The sequence below is a fragment of the Stutzerimonas sp. genome (assembly GCF_982611455.1).
In genome coordinates, this window is the sequence record NZ_CEXBBO010000012.1 from 1 (window position 1) to 16,661 (window position 16,661).

The 16,661-nt window shown below is 61.7% G+C and carries 14 protein-coding genes and 1 pseudogene; 10 read left to right on the top strand and 5 right to left on the bottom strand.

The window, feature by feature from the left end; all coding sequences use genetic code 11:
• The coding region (locus AC2LD7_RS09410; RefSeq protein ID WP_484597493.1) for a malate synthase G at window positions 1–1,459 on the bottom strand (1,459 nt) is incomplete at its 3' end.
• A 282-nt stretch (window positions 1,460–1,741) separates the two neighbouring features.
• Between AC2LD7_RS09410 and AC2LD7_RS09415 the strand changes: the two genes are divergently transcribed.
• The gene (locus AC2LD7_RS09415) at window positions 1,742–2,260 is read left to right on the top strand and encodes a glycine cleavage system transcriptional repressor (protein WP_484597494.1); all 519 of its coding nucleotides are present in this window, start codon (window positions 1,742–1,744) and stop codon (window positions 2,258–2,260) included.
• An 18-nt stretch (window positions 2,261–2,278) separates the two neighbouring features.
• On the opposite strand, the gene rarD is transcribed toward AC2LD7_RS09415, so the two are convergent.
• The gene (gene rarD, locus AC2LD7_RS09420; protein WP_484597495.1) at window positions 2,279–3,172 is read right to left on the bottom strand and encodes an EamA family transporter RarD; all 894 of its coding nucleotides are present in this window, start codon (window positions 3,170–3,172) and stop codon (window positions 2,279–2,281) included.
• A 189-nt stretch (window positions 3,173–3,361) separates the two neighbouring features.
• Between rarD and AC2LD7_RS09425 the strand changes: the two are divergent.
• Window positions 3,362–4,128 (top strand): annotated as a pseudogene (locus tag AC2LD7_RS09425) (SDR family NAD(P)-dependent oxidoreductase).
• The gene (gene treF, locus AC2LD7_RS09430; RefSeq protein ID WP_484597582.1) at window positions 4,125–5,750 is read left to right on the top strand and encodes an alpha,alpha-trehalase TreF; all 1,626 of its coding nucleotides are present in this window, start codon (window positions 4,125–4,127) and stop codon (window positions 5,748–5,750) included. Before AC2LD7_RS09425 ends, treF begins: the two are co-directional and overlap by 4 nt.
• 129 nt (window positions 5,751–5,879) lie before the next feature.
• On the opposite strand, the gene AC2LD7_RS09435 is transcribed toward treF, so the two are convergent.
• Genes AC2LD7_RS09435 through AC2LD7_RS09445 form a run of 3 tightly spaced genes read right to left on the bottom strand, consistent with a single transcriptional unit; the run spans window position 5,880 to window position 8,544 of the window.
• Window positions 5,880–6,383: an LEA/WHy family protein gene (locus AC2LD7_RS09435; protein ID WP_484597496.1), complete on the bottom strand. Its 504-nt coding sequence runs from the start codon at window positions 6,381–6,383 to the stop codon at window positions 5,880–5,882.
• Window positions 6,384–6,390: 7 nt separating this feature from the next.
• Window positions 6,391–7,158: a slipin family protein gene (locus AC2LD7_RS09440; protein ID WP_484597497.1), complete on the bottom strand. Its 768-nt coding sequence runs from the start codon at window positions 7,156–7,158 to the stop codon at window positions 6,391–6,393.
• Window positions 7,159–7,161: 3 nt separating this feature from the next.
• The gene (locus tag AC2LD7_RS09445; protein ID WP_484597498.1) at window positions 7,162–8,544 is read right to left on the bottom strand and encodes an NfeD family protein; all 1,383 of its coding nucleotides are present in this window, start codon (window positions 8,542–8,544) and stop codon (window positions 7,162–7,164) included.
• A gap of 212 nt (window positions 8,545–8,756) precedes the next feature.
• On the opposite strand from AC2LD7_RS09445, the gene AC2LD7_RS09450 reads away from it, so the two are divergent.
• From AC2LD7_RS09450 to AC2LD7_RS09480, 7 genes are all read left to right on the top strand, one after another.
• Window positions 8,757–9,590, top strand: a complete 834-nt coding sequence (locus tag AC2LD7_RS09450; protein ID WP_484597499.1) for an MBL fold metallo-hydrolase — start codon at window positions 8,757–8,759, stop codon at window positions 9,588–9,590.
• Complete coding sequence (locus AC2LD7_RS09455; protein ID WP_484597500.1) at window positions 9,590–9,811, top strand: hypothetical protein; 222 nt, start codon at window positions 9,590–9,592, stop codon at window positions 9,809–9,811. Before AC2LD7_RS09450 ends, AC2LD7_RS09455 begins: the two co-directional genes overlap by 1 nt.
• 355 nt (window positions 9,812–10,166) lie before the next feature.
• Window positions 10,167–10,325: a YqaE/Pmp3 family membrane protein gene (locus AC2LD7_RS09460; protein ID WP_131649596.1), complete on the top strand. Its 159-nt coding sequence runs from the start codon at window positions 10,167–10,169 to the stop codon at window positions 10,323–10,325.
• Window positions 10,326–10,532: 207 nt separating this feature from the next.
• The gene (locus AC2LD7_RS09465; protein WP_484597501.1) at window positions 10,533–14,042 is read left to right on the top strand and encodes a response regulator; all 3,510 of its coding nucleotides are present in this window, start codon (window positions 10,533–10,535) and stop codon (window positions 14,040–14,042) included.
• A 1-nt stretch (window position 14,043) separates the two neighbouring features.
• Window positions 14,044–14,862, top strand: a complete 819-nt coding sequence (locus AC2LD7_RS09470) for a CheR family methyltransferase (RefSeq protein WP_484597502.1) — start codon at window positions 14,044–14,046, stop codon at window positions 14,860–14,862.
• Window positions 14,859–15,461 (top strand): chemotaxis protein CheB, encoded by a 603-nt coding sequence (locus tag AC2LD7_RS09475; RefSeq protein ID WP_484597503.1) that lies wholly within the window; start codon window positions 14,859–14,861, stop codon window positions 15,459–15,461. The genes AC2LD7_RS09470 and AC2LD7_RS09475 overlap by 4 nt, the downstream gene beginning before the upstream one ends.
• Before the next feature lie 3 nt (window positions 15,462–15,464).
• Window positions 15,465–16,661, top strand: a complete 1,197-nt coding sequence (locus tag AC2LD7_RS09480; protein ID WP_484597504.1) for a hybrid sensor histidine kinase/response regulator — start codon at window positions 15,465–15,467, stop codon at window positions 16,659–16,661.

Here is a 16,661-nt window from a genome sequence, read left to right on the forward strand (position 1 = left end):
TCCACTTCTCAGCCTTCATCGCCGCTTTGCGAACGACCGGGCCGGCTTCCATGGAGGTGTGGATCTCGTCACCGGTGCGGTCGAGGAAGCCGGTGTTGATGAACACCACGCGCTCGCGCGCTTCCTTGATGCAGGCCTTGAGGTTGACGGTGGTGCGGCGCTCTTCGTCCATGATGCCGACCTTGAGCGTGTTGCGCGGCAGGCCGAGGACATCCTCGACGCGACCGAACAGCTCGTTGGCGAAGGCGACTTCTTCCGGGCCGTGCATCTTCGGCTTGACGATGTACATCGAGCCGGTGCGGGTGTTCTTGCGGCTGGTATTGCCTTTGAGGTTATGGATCGCGGCCAGGCTGGTGAACAGGGCGTCCATGATGCCTTCCGGCACCTCGTTGCCTTCCTTGTCGAGGATGGCGTCGTTGGTCATCAGGTGGCCGACGTTGCGGATGAACAGTAGGGAGCGGCCGTGCAGGGTCAGCTCGCCGCCATCTACTTTGGTGTAGACGCGATCCGGGTTCATCGCGCGGGTGATGCGCTTGCCGCCTTTGTTCATTTCCTCGACCAGATCGCCCTTCATCAGGCCGAGCCAGTTGCGGTAGACGATGGTCTTGTCATCGGCATCGACCGCGGCGATCGAGTCTTCGCAGTCCATGATGGTGGTCAGGGCCGACTCCATCAGCACGTCCTTGACGCCGGCGGCATCGGTCTGGCCGATGGGGCTGGACGGATCGATCTGGATTTCGAAGTGGATACCGTTGTGCTTGAGCAACACGGCGATCGGCGCGCTGGCTTCGCCCTGGAAGCCGAGCAGCTGGGCCGGATTCTTCAGGCTGGTGCTGCGGCCGTTGTTCAGCGAGATGACCAGCTTGCCGCCGTCGATGCGGTAGCCGGTGGAGTCGGCGTGCGAGCCGTTTTCCAGCGGTGCGGCTTCATCGAGAAAGGCACGGGCGTATGCGATGACTTTGGCGCCGCGGACTTCGTTGTAGCCCGGCCCCTTCTGCGCGCCGTTTTCTTCACTGATGGCATCGGTGCCGTAGAGCGCGTCGTACAGCGAGCCCCAGCGGGCGTTGGCGGCGTTCAGGGCGAAGCGCGCATTCATGATCGGCACGACCAACTGCGGGCCGGCCATGCGAGTGATTTCTTCGTCGACGTTCTGTGTAGTGGCCTGGAAGTCTTCAGCTTCCGGCAGCAAGTAACCGATTTCTTGCAGGAAGGATTTGTAGGCCACCGGATCATGGGCTTGGCCGGCGCGGGCCTGGTGCCAACCATCGATCTGCGCCTGCAGGTCGTCACGTTTGGCCAGCAGTGCGCGGTTCTTTGGCGCCAGGTCGTGGATGACGCTGGAAGCGCCGGCCCAGAAGGCATCGACATCAACACCGGTACCAGGAATCGCTTCGTTATTCACAAAGTCGTACAGGACTTTGGCGACCTGCAGGCCACCGACTTGAACGCGCTCAGTCATTACTCGCCTCACTTGGTTCTTCTAATTCGACGGACAGATTCATTTCTTGTAGTCCGAGTCGCGGGATACTACATGAAGCCGTTCGGAAAATCAGTCCGTCCCGCTTGGCCAGCCTTCGGCTCCGCGGCGCGGGGTATTTAAGGGCGTCTTCGGCTGCGTCAGGACGGCGAAACCGGTACTTTGTTCTATACCTATCAAGCCGGGCTCCGCAGGCGCGCCGTCTCATTCATTGATGCGTGCGGTTGTCGCCGCTCGCGCATATACATAAAAGAGGAGCCACCGATGGATCATCTCGTCCTAACCGTCATTGCCGAAGACCAGCCGGGGCTGGTTGAACGTGTGGCCAAGTGCATCGCCGCGCATGGCGGCAATTGGCTGGAAAGTCGCATGTCGCGGATGGCTGGTCAGTTTGCCGGGATTTTGCGGGTCGCGGTGCCAGCCGATGCTCATGCCGGGCTGATCGATGCGCTGCAGCAACTGGAGCGCGAGGGCATCCGCGTACTGTTCGCCCACAGCGGCGAGGAGCCCGAGCGCAGCTGGCGGATGATCCAACTGCAGTTGGTGGGCAATGATCGCCCCGGTATCGTTCGCGACATCACCCGGCTGCTGGCGGGGCATGGCATCAACCTGGAAAGCCTGGACACCGATGTGCTGCCCGCGCCAATGACCAATGAATTGCTATTCCATGCCGATGCGCGCCTGGCGGTGCCGACCGAGCTATCGCTGGAAGAGCTGCAGGAGCATTTGGAAACCCTGGCCGACGATCTGATGGTGGAGCTGAAACTGCAGCCGGCCAACTGACCGCCCGCAGGGTCTTGCTCAGCTCGCGACCGTTTTGCGCATCAATCGCCAGGCGTCGTAGCTGTATACCGCCAGGCCCGCCCAGATGCAGAAGAATGCCAGCTGACGGTCAGCGGGGAAGGGCTCGTTGAACACCCACACCGCCAACACCAGCAGCAGAGTCGGCGTGATGTATTGCAAAAAGCCCAGAGTCGAATAAGGCAAGTGACGTGCCGCTGCGTTGAAGCACAGCAGCGGCAGTAGCGTCACGGGTCCGGCTGCCATCAGCCAAAGCGCCTGCGGCTGGGCCCAGAACGACCATTCGGTACTGGGCCCGCTGCCGAAGAAGAACAGCCAGCCCAGGGCGATCGGCAATAACAGCCAGGTTTCGACCACCAGACCAGGCAGGGCCGCGACGGGCGCCTGCTTGCGCAACAGGCCGTAGCTGCCGAAGCTCAACGCCAGGATGATCGACACCCAGGGGAAATCGCCAAGGGTGATCAGCTGCAGCAGCACACCGACCGCCGCCATGGCTACCGCCAGCCACTGCAGCGGGCGCAGCCGTTCGCGTAGCACGATCAGCCCGAGCAGCACATTGACCAGCGGGTTGATGTAGTAACCCAGGCTCGCCTCGAGCATGTGGCCGTTGTTCACCGCCCAGACGTAGATCAGCCAGTTGGTCGCAATCAATACGCTGGAAATCATCAGCACGCCGATCCGGCGCGGGTGTGCGAGCAGCTCCTGCCACCAGCCCGGATGGCGCCAAAGCATCAACACCAGCGTGCCGAACAGCGCCGACCAAATGGCGCGTTGGGTGACGATCTCCAGCGCCGCGTACTGCTCGATGGATTTGAAGTACAGCGGGAACATGCCCCAGATGGAGAAGGTCGTCAGACCCAGTAGATACCCTTTACGCAGATCGGCAGTGGCCATGAATGTCCCGAAACGGAGCAACGGAGAGCCGGTCATTTTGCGCTTGCGTAAGGGCTTTTGTCTGCCGTTGCGACTGCTCGTCGGTCGTGGCCAGGCATTGCTGGAACATGCGTATTGAACGCAGCGGGTGGCAGCCCGTCTCAATTTGGAGGGCTTCGGGCGCCACGCCACGATCTCACGAGGTATTCGATGAAATTACAGAACAAGGTTGCGCTGGTTACGGGCAGCTCCCAGGGCATCGGCCGGGGCATTGCCGTGCGCCTGGCCGAGGAGGGCGCCGATCTGGTCATCAACGGCCGGCACGATGACGATGATTCTCGCAAAACCGTCGCGCAGGTTCGGGCTCTGGGCCGCCGAGCCTGTTTCATCGCCGCCGATGTCGGCGTGGTCGCCGACTGCCAGCGGTTGGTCGAACAAGCGATCGAGCAGATGGGCATCTCGACATTCTGGTCAACAATGCCGGCGTGCAACGGCACAGCGCCTTTCTCGACGCCAGCGAAGCGGATTACGACTCGGTGCTCAACGTCAATCTGCGCGGGCCGTTCTTCATCGCTCAGGCGTTCGCACGGTATCTGCGCGACAGCGGGCGGGGCGGGCGCATCATCAATAACAGCTCGGTTCACGAGGAGCTGCCGTTTCCCAACTTCACCAGCTACTGCGCCAGCAAGGGCGGGCTGAAAATGCTCATGCGCAACCTGGCGATCGAACTGGCGCCGCTGGGCATCACCGTCAACAACGTCGCGCCGGGTGCCATCGAGACCCCAATCAACCGCTCGCTGATGAACCAGCCGGAAAAGCTTGCCGGCCTACTGGGCAACATTCCGGCTGGCCGTCTCGGCCAGCCGCGCGACGTGGCGGGTGCGGTGGCCTTTCTCGCCTCTGACGAGGCCGACTACATCACCGGTACTACACTGGTGATTGATGGCGGACTGCTATGGAATTACAGCGAGCAATGACCGATACCGATCCAAGACCCTTCGATTACGACACGCGTGCGGTCTCCTCTGCCGATACCCTGACCCCGGCGGACCGCTACCAGGAACTCTTCGTGGCGGTACAGACGCAGCGCGTATTCCCCGACAGCAAAACGTTCGTCGACTGTGCGCCACGCCAGCATCCGGAACGAATCCTCGATAGCTATCGAGCACGCAGCAGCGAGCCCGGTTTCGATCTGAAGGCCTTCGTGTTGGAGCATTTTCAGGTCTACGAAATGGCGCCAACCGAGTTCGTGGCCAACTCCGACGATAGCCTGAGCGAACATATCGACCGGCTCTGGCCCGTGCTGACGCGCCATCCCAGGCATCACCCGGAGTTTTCTTCACTGTTGCCCTTGCCTCATGACTACGTCGTACCCGGCGGTCGTTTCACCGAGATGTACTACTGGGACTCGTATTTCACCATGCTCGGTCTGGACGAAAGCGGGCAGTGCGATCTGCTGCGTTCGATGGCCGACAACTTCGCTTACCTGATCGATACCTATGGCCATGTACCCAACGGCAATCGTTCCTACTACCTGAGCCGCTCGCAGCCGCCGGTCTTCGCGCTGATGATCGATCTGTTCGAGGACACCGGTGTGCATCGCGCGAGCGATTATCTGCCGCAACTGCGCAAGGAATATGCCTTCTGGACCGAGGGTGGCGATAAGTTGCGCCCCGGCGAGGCGCATCGGCGTTGCGTCTGCCTTCCCGATGGCAGCGTGCTCAACCGCTACTGGGACGAACGTGATACGCCCCGTGAGGAGTCCTACCTCGAAGACGTCGAAACCGCGCGCTCATCGAGCCGGCCGGCGCACGAGGTCTATCGCGACCTGCGTGCGGGCGCCGAATCGGGTTGGGATTTCAGCTCGCGCTGGCTAGGCGACCCCCAACGCCTGTCGAGCATTCGCACCACCAACATCATTCCAGTTGATCTCAACAGCTACCTCTATAAGGTCGAGCGTCAAATTGCCCGTCTCAGCGATCAGAAAGGCTGGCATGGGTGTGCCGAAGAATTCCGCCAGCGTGCCGAAGCGCGTCAGACAGCGATCGACCTGTACCTGTGGGACGACCGGGACGGCGCCTATTTCGATTACGACTGGACCCTGCAATCACCGCGCGACAACCTCACCGCGGCGACCCTGACGCCATTGTTCGTGCAACTGGCGAGCGATGAACAGGCGAGGAAGGTTGCCGACGTTGTCCGTGAACGCTTGCTCGCCCCGGGCGGGTTGTCGACGACCGAGATCAGCGGCACCGGCGAACAATGGGACCGTCCGAACGGCTGGGCACCGCTGCAGTGGATCGGTATCCGCGGGTTGCAGCGCTACGGTCACGATGCGCTGGCGCTGCAGATCGAAGAGCGCTGGCTGAGCATCGTCTCGCATCTGTTCGAGCAGGAAAGCAAATTGGTGGAAAAATATGTGTTGCGACCCTGTGTCGAGCACGCCACTGGCGGGGAATATCCGCTGCAAGATGGCTTCGGCTGGACCAACGGGGTGACCCTCAAGCTGATGCAGGAAGACCCGGCCCACGAAGCCCATCGCTGCCGCGCGGGCCAGTGCCGGCCGGAGTGGGCCGAGTCGACGAACGATAAAAGCTAGGCGAGCAGCCGTTATTAACCGGCTTCCGCCTTCGCCGCGGGTCGCGCCTCCCACAAAAGGCGGCAGGTTTCAGGCTCTCGCTTCCGTAGGAGGGCCGACCCGGCGCGAAGGTTTGCAGACAAATAGTCCTCAGGGTTCCCGTCGATAGGGGTTAGCCATGGCGCCGGACAGGTCCAGCGTGCCTTTTTCGACGAAGCGCTGGGTGCCGAACAAGCCCCCGGCGAGCTTGCCGCGCAAGACATAGGGCACCTTCTCCGTGCCGATGTTTTCGGCCAGACCCAGCGCTTGGCGCGCGGCGGAGAACGCGGAGATGGTCACCGGAACGGTCAGCACGGTTTCGCCGAAGCGTGGCACGCTGCCGCGCTCGTCGCTGACACCGCTGGCCAGGCGTCGACCGTTGATTTCCAGATCGAGTGCCACGCCGTTGTAGTCGAGCGCCATATCGTTGGGGTTCTGTATGCGCAGCTTGACGGCCATGCGCAGCTCCAACCCTTCGCCAGGCAGCGGCTGAATACCGGCGACCTGCACATTGAGCGGGTCGCGCTGGGTAAAAATCGCACAGCTGGCCAGACTCAGCGCCAGCAGAATGACCGGCAGCAGATGTGCAACGGGTACAACCGAGCGCATGCGCATAAGGGGCTCACTCAGGTTTCTTGGTTAAATTGCCCAGGCCCTGCAACAGCTCCATGGGCAGCGGGAAGACAATGGTCGAGTTCTTGTCGCCGGCGATGTTGCTCAGGGTCTGCATGTAGCGCAGCTGCATCGCCCCGGACTGGCGGCCAAGCATCTCGGCCGCCTGCATCAGTTTCTCCGATGCCTGCAACTCGCCCTCAGCATGAATGACCTTGGCCCGCCGCTCGCGTTCCGCTTCGGCCTGGCGGGCAATGGCACGGATCATCGATTCATCGAGATCCACATGCTTGATCTCGACGTTGGCCACCTTGATGCCCCAAGCGTCTGTCTGCGCATCCAGCACCTGCTGGATGTCGTTATTCAGCTGTTCGCGCTCGGCCAGCATGTCGTCCAGATCATGCTTGCCGAGCACGGCGCGCAGCGTGGTCTGGGCCAACTGACTGGTCGCCGAATGGTAATCCTCGACCTGGATGATCGCCTTCTCGGCATCCAGTACGCGGTAGTAAACCACCGCGTTGACCTTGACCGAGACGTTGTCCCGCGAGATCACGTCCTGGGTCGGTACGTCCAGCACCAGGGTGCGCAGGTCGACCCGCACCATCTGCTGTATGCCGGGAATGACCAGAATCAGCCCCGGCCCCTTGACCCTCCAGAAACGTCCCAGCTGGAACACCACCCCGCGCTCGTACTCGCGCAGGATGCGGAAGGTCGATGCGAGCAGCGCGATCAGCAATACCAGCACCGCAATGAAGCTCATCTCAAAACCGAAACCCATGGTTCACCTCTTCTCGATTGGCGGCGCGTCGGCCGCAGTGACGTCCAGTTGCAGCCCATGTCTCGCCACGACGCGGACCTGTTGACCCACACTCAACGGGGCGGTGCTACGAACCTGCCAGTGTTCGCCCTGCAGTTGCACCCAGCCGCAAGCCGTGTCGCCTGTCTTAATACGGCTCACCGGCGCCAGGCTGCCGATCAGCTCTGCATCGCCGCTGACCACGCGTTGCCGGCGAGCCTTGAGCGCCATGCTGACGATGACGAATACCAGCAACGCGCTGACCACCGCCAGCGTGCCGATCAAGGCCAGGGGGATGCCGTAGCCCGGCACTTCGGTGTCGATCAGGATTACCGAGCCGGTGACGAATGCGGCGACGCCACCCAGGCCGAGCACGCCGAAACTGGGTATGAACGCCTCGGCGATCATGAAGCCCAGACCCAACAGAATCAGCGCCACTCCGGCGTAATTGACCGGCAACAGCTGCAGCGAATACAACGCCAGAAGCAGACAGATGCCGCCTACCACACCGCCACCCCCGGTGCCGGGGTTGGCAAATTCAAATATCAGCCCGTAGATGCCGATCATCATCAGAATCAGTGCCACGCTGGGGTTGGTGATCACCGCCAGCAGGCGCACCCGCCAATCCGGCTCGTGGTGGTCGAGCGTGGCGTTGGCGGTCTGCAGCGTGCGCGCGCCGGCGCTGGTCTCGATGCTCTTGCCATTGAGCTGACCAAGCAGATCCTGAAGATCGGTCGCGACGTAATCGACCACCTTGAGCTCAAGTGCTTCGCTGGCCGACAGGCTGACCGCGTCGCGCACCGCCAGCTCCGCCCATTCGGCGTTGCGTCCGCGTAGCTGCGCCAGGCCGCGGATGTAAGCGGCGGCATCGTTGACCTGTTTGCGGCTCATGGCGTCGCCGTCGGCCTTGGCGTCCGGTTTTTGCACGTCTGGCTGTTCTTCAGGCGGTCCGCTGGGAGCACCGCCGATCTGCACCGGCGTGGCGGCGCCGAGATTGGTGCCCGGAGTCATCGCGGCGATGTGACTGGCATAGAGCATGTAGGTCCCGGCGCTGGCGGCGCGCGATCCGCTGGGCGTGACGTAGGTGGCAATCGGCACCGGACTGGCCAGGATCTGCTTGATGATGGCGCGCATCGAACTGTCCAGCCCGCCAGGTGTGTCGAGCTGCAATACCAGCAGCTGCGCATTGGTTTCGGCGGCTCGCTGTATACCGCCGATGATGTAGTCGGCGCTGGCCGGACCGATCGCTCCGTCGACCCGCAGCACGGTCACCGGAGCCGCAGCCAGCGCCGCGCCTGCGAAACCCAGCCAGGTTATCAGCGAGAGCGTCAGCAGCCCGGCCAGGCGATCAATGGGGCGGCGGCGCATTGGCGTGATCCTCCCGGCTTTACGAATGGCGCGACGGTGAATGGCCGCAGTACCAGAGAGGATAGTTCAGCTGGCGCGAGGTTCCTGTCATGACGTCGGATCGCCCGCGGGACAGACGTCTGAACTCTGCGGTGCAATCGGGCCTCACACGTCACACGAGGCCGATATCTGCGCGGGATTGCCGCGCCGGCCCGCTCCATGAGGAGTCTTCCATGCGTATTCACCATCTCAATTGCGGCTGCATGTGTCCGGTGGGGGGCAAGCTGTTCGATGGCTTCAGCGATGGGCTGACGGCCAGCCTGGTCTGCCACTGCCTGTTGATCGAGACCGAGCAGCACGGGCTGGTACTGGTCGATACCGGATTCGGCAGCTGCGATGTGCTGGAGCCAAGCAAGCGGCTCAGCCGGTTCTTCATCGCCTTCAACAACATCAAGTTCGAGCGTCGTTTCACGGCGCTGGAGCAGGTGCGGCAGCTTGGCTTCCAACCTGCAGATGTGCGGCACATCCTCTTGACTCATCTGGATTTCGACCACGCCGGTGGCCTCGAGGATTTCCCCGACGCCCAGGTCCACGTGCTGCAGCGAGAGATGGACGCGGCGCGCTCGACCCATAGCTTCATCGGTCATCGGCGCTATCGCCATCGGCAATGGGATGAGGTGCGTAACTGGCAGTTTTACGAGCCGGGCGGCGATACTTGGTTCGGTTTCCAGGCGGTCAAGGCATTGCGCGGTCTGCCGCCAGAGTTTTTGATCATTCCGCTGACCGGCCATACCCACGGCCATGCGGGCGTCGCGCTGCAGACCGGCAACGGCTGGTTGCTGCATGCCGGTGATGCCTATTTCTACCGCGACGAAGTGGGCCAGACCGAGCGCCACTGTACGCCGGGACTGCGTTTGTACCAGCGCATGATGGAGGTGGATCGTCCGGCGCGTCTGTCCAATCAGCATCGGCTCTGGACACTTTCGCTGGAACACAGGGACGAGGTCGCGCTGTTCTGCAGCCACGACGCTAAAGAACTCGAGCGCATGCGCGCGAGGCAGGGTTGATGTCGCAGCACGATAAGGAACGCTTGGGCGGGCCGGTACGCGGCATGATGAAGTACGTTCGCTGGATCGGCCTGGTGGCGTGCTCAGTTGCGGGTCTGGGCTACATCCTGGTAGGCAACCTCAACATGGCCGGCTTGATGCTGGCGTTGGCCGTGCTGTCGTGGATCAACATTCGCCGCACGCGGGGCGAGCAGGCAGAGAAGCCGCCAGTGGATCGCTAGACACAGAGGGACAGCGCAGCGCTGTTCGACTTTCCGCGAATGGAAGCGGATTGTCGTTGGTGCGATAGTTAGCAGGCTAAGCGAAATGCTTGGCGATACGCGCTGCTTACAAGGCGACTCGTATCGACGCAATAACTGGCTCAACCGTGCTGCCAGTCGTGTCGCCTACCTCGTATGGGCCCGTCTGGCGCCCCGGTGACTCAAACGGTTGCCGTTCCTTCTTGTCTGTTGCGCTCATTTATTGCAATAAGGCGCAGCGCTTATTGTCAGCGGCAGCCAAGGAACCCCCACGGCGTGATCGGGTCGATTCACAGTAGGCTTCCAGCCAGAACCAGACCCGAGGGGAATACCAACGATGGACCTGATCCGAATAATCATCGCAATACTCTTGCCGCCGCTCGGAGTATTCCTGCAAGTCGGCTTCGGTGGCGCCTTTTGGCTGAATATCCTGCTGACGCTGCTGGGCTACATCCCAGGCATCATCCACGCGGTCTGGATCATCGCCAGACGCTGAGTGGACGGAACGCGATAACCCGCCCGCCCGCCCGGCCGTTCGGTCGGGCTTTTTTGTGCTTGCAAGCGAGCCGGTGGTAAAGTCCTCGGTCGACTTGCATGTGTGAATCCAATTCACGCGAAATACTTCAAATATGCCGGGATCGCAGCACACGCCGTGTGCTGCGGTGGGTAACTGTCATCGCGCAGCACCCGGAAAGGAAACCAGATGGGCGACTCTTTCATCGAGCAGAACAACTTCAGACGCATCCTCAACCGCAACGTGGCAGTTCCCCTCGGTTTCGGCTTTCTTAGCGCGTTTTTCTTCAGTGCCATCGTCTATTTTCTGCTGAACGTCAGCCATTGGGTCGAGCGCTCGGTCGTTGGGGTTTCCTATGCCCACGAGACGCTGAAAATAATGGGCGATCTGGAGGCCTCGTTGCGCGGCTATCTCATCGCTGGCGAGGATATTTTTCTCGAGCCCTATCGGCGAGAACTGCCGATGCTGGAAAAACAGCTGGAGCTGCTCAAGAGCTACGCCGGCGATGACCCGGTCCAGCTGAGCCGGGTCGAGCGTGCTGAGCGATTGCATCGGCAATGGGTCGATTACGCCGAAACGGCCATTGCCCGCCGAGTTCAGAACCTGCCGATCGATGAGTATGTGCGCAGCAAGAGCGGCATGGAGCTGAAGGACGAGCAACGCAAGCTGCTCGGCGATTTCATCGCCAGCGAGCGGCAGCTGCGCGCCGAGCGTACAGGAACGTCGGAATTGATAACGACCGCCCTGATCGGCGGCTTCCTGCTGTTCAGCCTGATTTTCAGTGGGCTGCTGGTGTATTTCGGTCGGCGCGACCTGCTCAGTCTGTCCGACAGCTATGCCGAGTCGCTGGAGCAACAACAGGCCCATGCGGCGGCGCTGGAGAAACAGGCGTGGTACCGCACCGGGCAAACTCAGCTCAGCGAGTCGATCATCGGCGAACAGGCGCTGCCGACGCTGGGTCAGAACGTGCTCAGCTTCCTCTCTCGCTACCTTGAGGTCGCGGTCGGTGCGCTCTATGTCACCCAAGACGGCAAGTTGCAGCGGGTCGCGGAATTCGGCTGGGACAAGGACAAGCTGCACAGCGGCCATACCCTGGAGCTCGGTGAGGGATTAGTCGGGCAGGCGGCTCTGGAACGCAGGGCGATGAAGCTCGACAGCCTGCCGCCCGGTTACCTGAAGGTCAGTTCCGCGCTGGGCAGCACCGATGCCACGTCCGTGCTGATCGCTCCGGTGGAGGACAGCGGCATGCTCAACGCGGTGCTGGAAATCGGTTTCCTACGACCGTTGCGCGAAGAAGACAGCGAGTTGCTGCGGCGCATCAGCGAGGGCGTCGGTTCGGCCATCGAGGCTGCGCGCTACCGGCAACGTCTGCAGCGTGTACTGGCCGAAACTCAGCAGCTCAACGAAGAGCTGCAGGTGCAGCAGGAGGAGTTGCGCGCCGCCAACGAAGAGCTCGAAGAGCAATCCAGTGCGCTGCGCGAGTCGCAGGCGCACATGGAAGAGCAGCAGGCCGAGCTGGAACAGACCAACGAGCAACTCGCCGAGCACACGCAGGAACTGGCGCGTCAGCGCGACGAAATGGACATAAAGAACAATCGTCTGCACGAAGTGCAACTGATGCTCGAGGATCGCGCCGACGAATTGCAACGTGCCAGCCGCTACAAGTCCGAATTCCTCGCCAACATGTCCCACGAGCTGCGTACGCCGCTGAACAGCTCGCTGATTCTCGCCAAGCTGCTGGCGGACAACCCCGACGGCAATCTCCACGACGATCAGGTGCAGTTCGCGCGTTCCATCTATTCGGCCGGCAACGACCTGCTCAACCTGATCAATGACATTTTGGATATCTCCAAAGTCGAGGCCGGCAAGCTCGATGTTCATCCCGAGCTGCTGGTCCTGACGCGAATGGTCGATGGGCTGAAAAGCCTGTTCCTGGCTCAGTCGCTGGAAAAGTCGCTGCAGTTCAACGTTGAGCTGGACGAGGGGCTGCCCTCGAGCCTGTATACCGATCGCCAGCGTCTCGAGCAGGTGCTCAAGAACCTCTTGTCGAACGCCTTCAAATTTACCGAGAAGGGCTCGGTGGTCCTACGCGTGACGCGCCATGACGAGCAGCGGCTCGCGTTTGCCGTGCGCGATTCGGGCATCGGCATTGCCGAGGACCAGCAGGCGGTGATCTTCGAGGCGTTCCGCCAGGCCGACGGCACCACCAACCGGCGTTATGGCGGTACAGGCCTCGGGCTGTCGATCTCCCGCGAGCTGGCACAGTTGCTGGGCGGCACCATCGAAGTGAGCAGCCAGCCGGGCGCTGGTAGCGTGTTCACGCTGATCGTGCCGGAAAATTACAGCGAACCGGAGGAGATTGAGCAGCCGGAGTCGCTTCCCGCCCCGATACCAGCCGAGCGGGCGACACCGGGAGTACCGGAGTCCCAGGCGCCAGCTTTGGCTGCTCCGCGACGGGCCGACGAGCAAGCCGTGCAACCCCTGGCTGACGACCGCGATGCGTTCCCGTTCAGCGCGCGCTCGGTGCTGGTGATCGAGGACGAGCCGCAATTCGCCTGCATCCTTCGCGATCTGGCGCACGAGCTGAAGTACAGCTGCCTGATCGCACAGAACGCCGATCACGGCTTCGATACCGCCGTGCAGTACCGTCCCGACGCCATTCTGCTGGACATGCGTCTGCCCGATCATTCCGGCCTGACCGTACTCGAACGGCTCAAGGAGAGCCCGATCACTCGACATATTCCGGTGCATATCGTATCGGTCGAAGATCGCAAAGAAACTGCCCTGCAGATGGGCGCCATCGGCTACGCCGTCAAACCGACCACCCGTGACGATCTCAAGCAGGTCTTCGGCCGGCTGGAAGCGAAGCTGGCCCAGAAGGTCAAGCGCATCCTGCTGGTCGAGGACGATGCCCGACAACGTGAAAGCGTGTCGCGGCTGATCGAAGACATCGACGTCGAAATCACCGCGGTGGAATTCGGCGAGCAGGCCCTTGAGCTGCTGCGCTCCACGCTCTTCGATTGCATGATCATCGACCTCAAGCTGCCCGACATGGACGGTCACGAGCTGCTCGAACGCATGGCTCGCGAGGACATCTGTTCCTTCCCGCCGGTCATCGTCTACACCGGGCGCAACCTGACCCGCGATGAAGAGGCGGCGCTGATGAAATATTCGCGCTCGATCATCATCAAGGGCGCGCGGTCGCCGGAGCGGCTGCTCGACGAGGTCACGCTGTTCCTGCACAAGGTCGAATCGGATATGGCGCCGGAGCGGCAGAAGATGCTGAAAAGCGTGCGCAGCCGTGAAAAGGCCTTCGAGGGCCGCAAGATTCTGGTGGTCGACGACGATGTGCGTAACGTTTTTGCACTGACCAGTGCGCTGGAACAGAAGGGCGCGCTGATCGAAATCGCCCGCAATGGCCACGAGGCTATCGCTCAGTTGCAAAACGTCGAGGATATCGACCTAGTGTTGATGGACATCATGATGCCGGAGATGGACGGTTTCACCGCGATGCAGGAAATTCGCAAGGACTCGCGCTTCGCCAAGCTGCCGATCATCGCGGTCACCGCCAAGGCGATGAAGGATGACCAGGATCGTTGCCTGCGCGCCGGGGCCAACGATTATTTGGCCAAGCCCATCGATCTGGACCGCCTGTTCTCGCTGATCCGTGTCTGGCTGCCGAAAATGGAGCTGCTGTGACATGCCGGACCGCAACCAAGCCATCGAGCTGAAGCTGCTGATCGAAGCGATCTACCTGCGCTACAGCTACGATTTCCGTGACTATTCCGGCGCCTCGCTCAAGCGCCGGGTGCTGCTGGCGCTGCAACAGATGCAATGCGAGAGCATCTCGGAGCTGCAGCGCAAGATTCTTTACGATCCGCAGGCGTTCATGGAGCTGCTGCAGTTTCTCACTATCCCGGTGAGCGAGATGTTCCGTGACCCCAGTTATTACCTGGCGTTGCGTGAGCAGGTGGTTCCGGTGCTGCGTACTTATCCGTCGCTGAAAGTCTGGATTGCCGGGTGCAGCACGGGCGAAGAGGTTTACTCGATGGCGATCCTGCTCAAGGAGGAGGGCTTGCTGGAACGCACCATTCTCTACGCCACCGACATCAATCCACGCTCGCTGGAACAGGCGCGCCAGGGCATCTTCGATATTGGCGACATGCAGCAGTACACGACCAACTACCAGCGCGCCGGTGGCAAGCACAGCCTCAGCGACTACTACACGGCCGCCTATGACTCGGCGATCATGGATAAGTCCTTGAAGGAGCAGGTGACTTTTGCCGACCATAGTCTGGCGACCGATAGCGTCTTTGCCGAGACTCAATTGATTTCCTGCCGCAATGTGCTGATCTATTTCAACAAGCCACTGCAGAACCGCGCGTTTGGGCTGTTTCATGATTCTCTTTGCCATCGCGGCTTTCTCGGCCTGGGTAGCAAGGAAACCGTCGAGTTCTCCGGCTATGCCGACCGTTACGAGGCGTTCGACAAGCAGGAGAGGATCTTCCGCAAGCTATGACACGCGCGACCACCAGTGCTTCTACCAGCCCACCCGCCCGCCCCATCGATGCCGTGGTGATTGGTGCCTCGGCGGGCGGGCTGGCCGCGCTGAGCGTGCTGGTCAGCGGACTGCCGGCAAGCTTTCGGCTACCGCTGTTGATGGTGCAACACGTGCCCGCCAGCGGGCCGACGCAGCTCGCTGAGATATTCCAGCGCAAGACCAACCTGAAGGTCAAGGAAGCGGACGATAAAGAGCCGGTGTGCGGTGCGACCCTGTATTTCGCCGCGCCCGGATACCACCTGCTGGTGGAGGCGGACCTGACCCTCTCGCTCAGCCAGGATGATGCGATGCATTTCTCTCGCCCCTCGATCGATGTGCTGTTCGAGTCGGCAGCCGATGCCTGGGGCGAGCGCGTTGCCGGTATCCTGCTGACTGGTGCCAACGAGGACGGCGCGGCCGGCCTCGAAGCGATCAAACGTGCCGGTGGCACCACTGTCGTCCAGGATCCCGGCGAAGCCGAAGTTAAGACAATGCCGCTTGCAGCGCTCCAGCGCTTTGCGCCGGACTACATTTTGCCCTTGCGCGATATTCATCGATTGTTGCGTGAACTGGAGTGACCCATGCCCAACCACACCGATGAAGCTAATCTGCTGATCGTCGATGATCTGCCGGAGAATCTGCTGGCACTGGATGCCATTCTCAAGGCACCGGGCATCCACGTGCATCAGGCCGAATCGGCGGAGCAGGCGCTCGAGCTGTTGCTGCAGCATGAGTTCGCCCTGGCCATCCTCGACGTGCAAATGCCCGGCATGGACGGTTTTCAGCTGGCCGAGCTGATGCGCGGCACCGAGCGCACCAAGCAGATTCCCATCGTCTTCGTCAGCGCCGCCGGCCGCGAGCTCAACTACGCATTCAAAGGCTACGAGAGCGGCGCCGTCGACTTCATGCACAAACCGCTGGACACCCATGCGGTGCGTAGCAAGGTCAGTGTATTCGTCGATCTCTATCGCAACCGCAAGCGCATGGCGCGCCAGCTCGAAGCGCTCGAAAGCAGCCGCCGCGAACAGGAAGTCCTGCTCGACGAGCTACGCAGCACCAAGGCCGAGCTGGAAGATGCGGTACGCATACGCGACGACTTCATGTCGATCGTCTCCCACGAGCTGAAAACGCCACTCAACACCCTCATCCTTGAGGTGCAGCTGCGCAAGCTGCAGCTCGGGCGGAGCAACTTCGCCGCGTTCAGTGAGGACAAGCTGCGGCAGATGGTCGACAAGGATGAGCGGCAGGTGCAAAGCCTGATCCGCCTGATCGACGATATGCTCGACGTATCGCGCATTCGCACCGGTAAGCTGTCGATCAGGCCCACCCGTGTGGATCTGGGCAAACTGGTGGCCAGTGTGGTGGAAAATTTTGCGCCGCAGATGGAAGCCAGCGGCTGCACGCTGCTGTTCCAGCGCCCGGAGCCGATCTTCGGCGTCTGGGATGAGTTTCGCATCGAGCAGGTGTTGGCCAATCTGCTGACCAACGCGATGCGCTACGGCGCGGGCAGACCCGTGCAAATCAACGTGCGCACCACATCGACAGACGCCTGTATCGAAGTGAGTGACCAGGGCATCGGCATCAACCAGAAAAGCCTGGAACGGATCTTCTGCCAGTTCGAGCGCGCCGAAGGCAGCGAAAGCAGTGCCGGGTTGGGGCTTGGCCTGTTCATCGCCGAACAGATCGTCAAAGCCCACAACGGTCGTATCCAGGTGGAAAGCGAAGAAGGCCAGGGTGCGCTATTCCGAGTTCTGCTGCCGTTGGGCGCCGAGAGCTGA

Coding starts and splice junctions, on each gene's coding strand:
- AC2LD7_RS09415 (WP_484597494.1), top strand. CDS start 1,742: ATGGATCATCTCGTCCTAACCGTCATTGCCGAAGACCAGCCGGGGCTG.
- rarD (WP_484597495.1), bottom strand. CDS start 3,172: ATGGCCACTGCCGATCTGCGTAAAGGGTATCTACTGGGTCTGACGACC.
- treF (WP_484597582.1), top strand. CDS start 4,125: ATGACCGATACCGATCCAAGACCCTTCGATTACGACACGCGTGCGGTC.
- AC2LD7_RS09435 (WP_484597496.1), bottom strand. CDS start 6,383: ATGCGCATGCGCTCGGTTGTACCCGTTGCACATCTGCTGCCGGTCATT.
- AC2LD7_RS09440 (WP_484597497.1), bottom strand. CDS start 7,158: ATGGGTTTCGGTTTTGAGATGAGCTTCATTGCGGTGCTGGTATTGCTG.
- AC2LD7_RS09445 (WP_484597498.1), bottom strand. CDS start 8,544: ATGCGCCGCCGCCCCATTGATCGCCTGGCCGGGCTGCTGACGCTCTCG.
- AC2LD7_RS09450 (WP_484597499.1), top strand. CDS start 8,757: ATGCGTATTCACCATCTCAATTGCGGCTGCATGTGTCCGGTGGGGGGC.
- AC2LD7_RS09455 (WP_484597500.1), top strand. CDS start 9,590: ATGTCGCAGCACGATAAGGAACGCTTGGGCGGGCCGGTACGCGGCATG.
- AC2LD7_RS09460 (WP_131649596.1), top strand. CDS start 10,167: ATGGACCTGATCCGAATAATCATCGCAATACTCTTGCCGCCGCTCGGA.
- AC2LD7_RS09465 (WP_484597501.1), top strand. CDS start 10,533: ATGGGCGACTCTTTCATCGAGCAGAACAACTTCAGACGCATCCTCAAC.
- AC2LD7_RS09470 (WP_484597502.1), top strand. CDS start 14,044: ATGCCGGACCGCAACCAAGCCATCGAGCTGAAGCTGCTGATCGAAGCG.
- AC2LD7_RS09475 (WP_484597503.1), top strand. CDS start 14,859: ATGACACGCGCGACCACCAGTGCTTCTACCAGCCCACCCGCCCGCCCC.
- AC2LD7_RS09480 (WP_484597504.1), top strand. CDS start 15,465: ATGCCCAACCACACCGATGAAGCTAATCTGCTGATCGTCGATGATCTG.